Source organism: Rheinheimera sp. (assembly GCF_036568245.1).
Lineage (GTDB): Bacteria > Pseudomonadota > Gammaproteobacteria > Enterobacterales > Alteromonadaceae > Alishewanella.
This window is the reverse complement of record NZ_DATCSY010000411.1, coordinates 1-2,966: the sequence shown is the minus strand read 5'-3', so window position 1 is coordinate 2,966 and position 2,966 is coordinate 1. Positions and strand designations below refer to the sequence as shown.

Below are 2,966 nucleotides of genomic sequence, written 5' to 3'. Positions count from 1 at the left end.
AGGGTACCTACCCGCCCGCGTCGACAATCAAACCGCATCTTGCCTTGCTGGGGCTTGAAACCAATACGATTACACCCGCCTCGAAAATATGGGATCCGGGCTACTTTATGCTGCCAAACAGCGATCACCGCTTTCGCGACCATCTGCGTTGGGGGCATGGTTGGGTTGATGTCTACACCGCTATTATGAAAAGCTGTGATACCTTTTTTTACGAGCTTGGTATTAAACTCGGTGTCGATCGTATCTCAGATTACATGACAAAAATGGGCTTCGGTGAAAAAACCGGTATCGATATTCTGGAAGAAAGCAGCGGCATAATGCCATCCCGCGGCTGGAAACGGGCACGCCATAACCAGCCCTGGTACCCAGGCGATACGGTGCCACTGAGTATCGGCCAAAGCTACTGGACCACCACGCCATTGCAGTTAATTGTGGCAACGTCTGTCATTTTAAATCAGGGTAAATTGCCTACTCCGCATCTGGTGACTGCCTTTAGCGACGATCAAAACAAGACTGAGCATGCCCCGGCTCTGCAACCGGTGATTGAAGTTGTTAAAGAAAGCAACTGGCAGGTTGTGATGGACACGATGCACCGCACCGTTAAAGATCTTGGCGGCACTGCCCACAGAGCTTTTATCGGTGCCAGCTATGATGCTGCAGGCAAAACGGGTACCGCCCAGTTAGCGGCTATTGCCCAGGATGCAAAATATGATGCAGAAGCGATTGATGAACGGCTGCGCGACAATGCCATGTATATCGGTTACGCACCTTTTGATGAACCAAGCATTGTCATTGCAGTAGCGCTGGAAAACGCCGGTGGTGGTGGTAGCAACGCCGCCCCGATCGCACGGCAGATGCTGGACTATTACTTCACGGCCGGAGTGAACAGCGATGAATGAGCAGTTTAATGAAAATGCCAGACGCAGCCGGTTGGCGATGTTTCACATCGATGGTCCACTATTACTGGGCCTGCTGGCCCTGATGGGCTTTGGCCTGATGATTTTATACAGCGCTTCCGGCCAGAACATTGCGATGATGGAAGCACAGCTGGTGCGCCTTGGCGTTGCTCTGGCGGTCATGACCGCTGTCGCACAGGTCAAACCCCAGACATTAAAACGCTGGTCCTTACCACTGTTTTTGGCGGGTTTGGCGCTGTTGGTCGCGGTGTTACTGGTTGGTCATGTCGGCAAAGGTGCACAGCGCTGGCTCGATTTGGGCTTTATGAAGTTTCAACCGTCAGAAGTCATGAAACTGGCAGTGCCCATGGCTGTTGCCTGGTTTATCTCGTCACACAGCCTGCCCCCCCGCTTATGGCATTTACTGGCGGGCTTTATGATGTGTGCAATCCCGACATTACTGATTGCCAAACAACCTGATTTAGGTACCTCTATTCTGATTGCCGCAGCCGGGGTGTTTGTCTTGTTTATGTCCGGCATGAGCTGGCGCATTATTGCCTTTGTTGCGGCCGTTATCTCGGCCTTTTTGCCAGTGCTGTGGTTGTTCCTGATGCACGATTATCAGCGCCAGCGCGTGCTGACTTTCCTGAATCCAGAAAGTGATCCGCTCGGTTCAGGCTACCATATCATTCAGTCAAAAATAGCTATCGGCTCGGGCGGGCTTGAAGGTAAAGGTTATCTGCAGGGTACCCAATCGCAACTCGAGTTTTTACCGGAACGCCATACTGACTTTATTTTTGCTGTTATCAGCGAAGAGATCGGTTTGTTAGGAGTTCTGGTGCTGTTAAGCTTGTACCTGTTTATTATTGGCCGCTGCATGTTTATCGCCAGTCAGGCCCAGGATAATTACAGCAAATTAGTGGCGGGCAGTTTCACGCTGACATTTTTTGTCTATGTTTTTGTCAATATTGGTATGGTTTCAGGATTACTCCCTGTTGTCGGTGTGCCTCTGCCTTTGATAAGTTATGGCGGAACATCCATGGTGACACTGCTGGCAGCTTTTGGTGTAATAATGTCCGTGGGTACACACAAACGAATTTTGGCAGCGCCTTGATGAAGTATATTCTTTTAACCTTATGCAGTATTTGTCTACTGGCGGCCTGTAGCAGTAAACGCCAGCACACCGCCAGTAGCTCAAACGAGCCGAATGCCGGCCGCTATCAACAGCAAAAAGACAGCATTCCCCAGCGGCTGCCGACTTTGCTGGAAATGACAGATCCAACGCCACAGGCTGAACCGTTAAGCCGCGGTGGCAATAAGCCCTACAACCTGTTTGGACAAAATTACACACCTTTGGTCAGTGCGACACAACATGCTGAGATAGGCATTGCCTCATGGTATGGCAATAAATTTCATGGCCACCTGACATCCAACGGTGAAACCTATAATATGTTCGGCATGACGGCGGCGCATAAAACTTTGCCCCTGCCTTCATATGTCAGGGTCACTAATCTGGATAATAAACAAACAGCTATTGTCCGGGTAAATGATCGCGGCCCGTTTCACCACGACCGCATTATTGACCTGTCGTACTCGGCAGCCAGTAAACTTGGCATGTTGCAGCAAGGTACAGCCAGAGTTCAGCTGGAACTGTTACAGTCGCCGGCAATGTTGGCACAACACATAACAACTGAGCCTGAACAATGTTTTATTCAGGTATTTGCCAGTAGCGACAACAATAAACTGCAGCAGTTGCAACAACAGCTGAAACAGCAGCAAGCCTTGCCGACAGAAATTCGCCCGGCTAGCGGAATTTTTCGTCTGCTAGTTGGTCCTACAACCGATAAACAACAAGCACAGCGCTGGCTTAGCCAGCTAAAAGCAGGAAGCTTCCCGTCGGCTTATTTTTCCGACAGCCGGTTGTGTAGTTAAACGTTATTAACCTTCACTATCTATAAAATAAAAGAACAGGTCTCATGAATAGTTATTGCCATGTTTTCTCCGTCGCCGCCCTTACATTTGCCAGCATCAGCCTGACAGCACAAGCACAGAGCGTTATGCCGCAACCAC

At 50.0% G+C, this 2,966-nt stretch carries 3 protein-coding genes; all 3 read left to right on the top strand.

Translation table 11 applies throughout. The features are described 5' to 3' along the window. On the top strand, nt 1-899 hold an 899-nt coding region (locus VIN66_RS18565; protein ID WP_331925371.1), incomplete at its 5' end, for a penicillin-binding transpeptidase domain-containing protein. Beyond that, nucleotides 892-2,010 (top strand): rod shape-determining protein RodA, encoded by a 1,119-nt coding sequence (gene rodA, locus VIN66_RS18560; protein WP_331925370.1) that lies wholly within the window; start codon nt 892-894, stop codon nt 2,008-2,010. The genes VIN66_RS18565 and rodA, both read left to right, overlap by 8 nt. Beyond that, entirely contained in the window at nt 2,010-2,828 is an 819-nt protein-coding gene (locus VIN66_RS18555; RefSeq protein WP_331925369.1) for a septal ring lytic transglycosylase RlpA family protein, read from the top strand. The genes rodA and VIN66_RS18555 overlap by 1 nt, the downstream gene beginning before the upstream one ends. The last annotated feature ends 138 nt before the right edge of the window (nt 2,829-2,966 follow it).

Bases quoted from the DNA above. Each gene is read 5' to 3' on its own strand.
- VIN66_RS18555 (WP_331925369.1), top strand. From the start codon at position 2,010: ATGAAGTATATTCTTTTAACCTTATGCAGTATTTGTCTACTGGCGGCC.
- rodA (WP_331925370.1), top strand. From the start codon at position 892: ATGAATGAGCAGTTTAATGAAAATGCCAGACGCAGCCGGTTGGCGATG.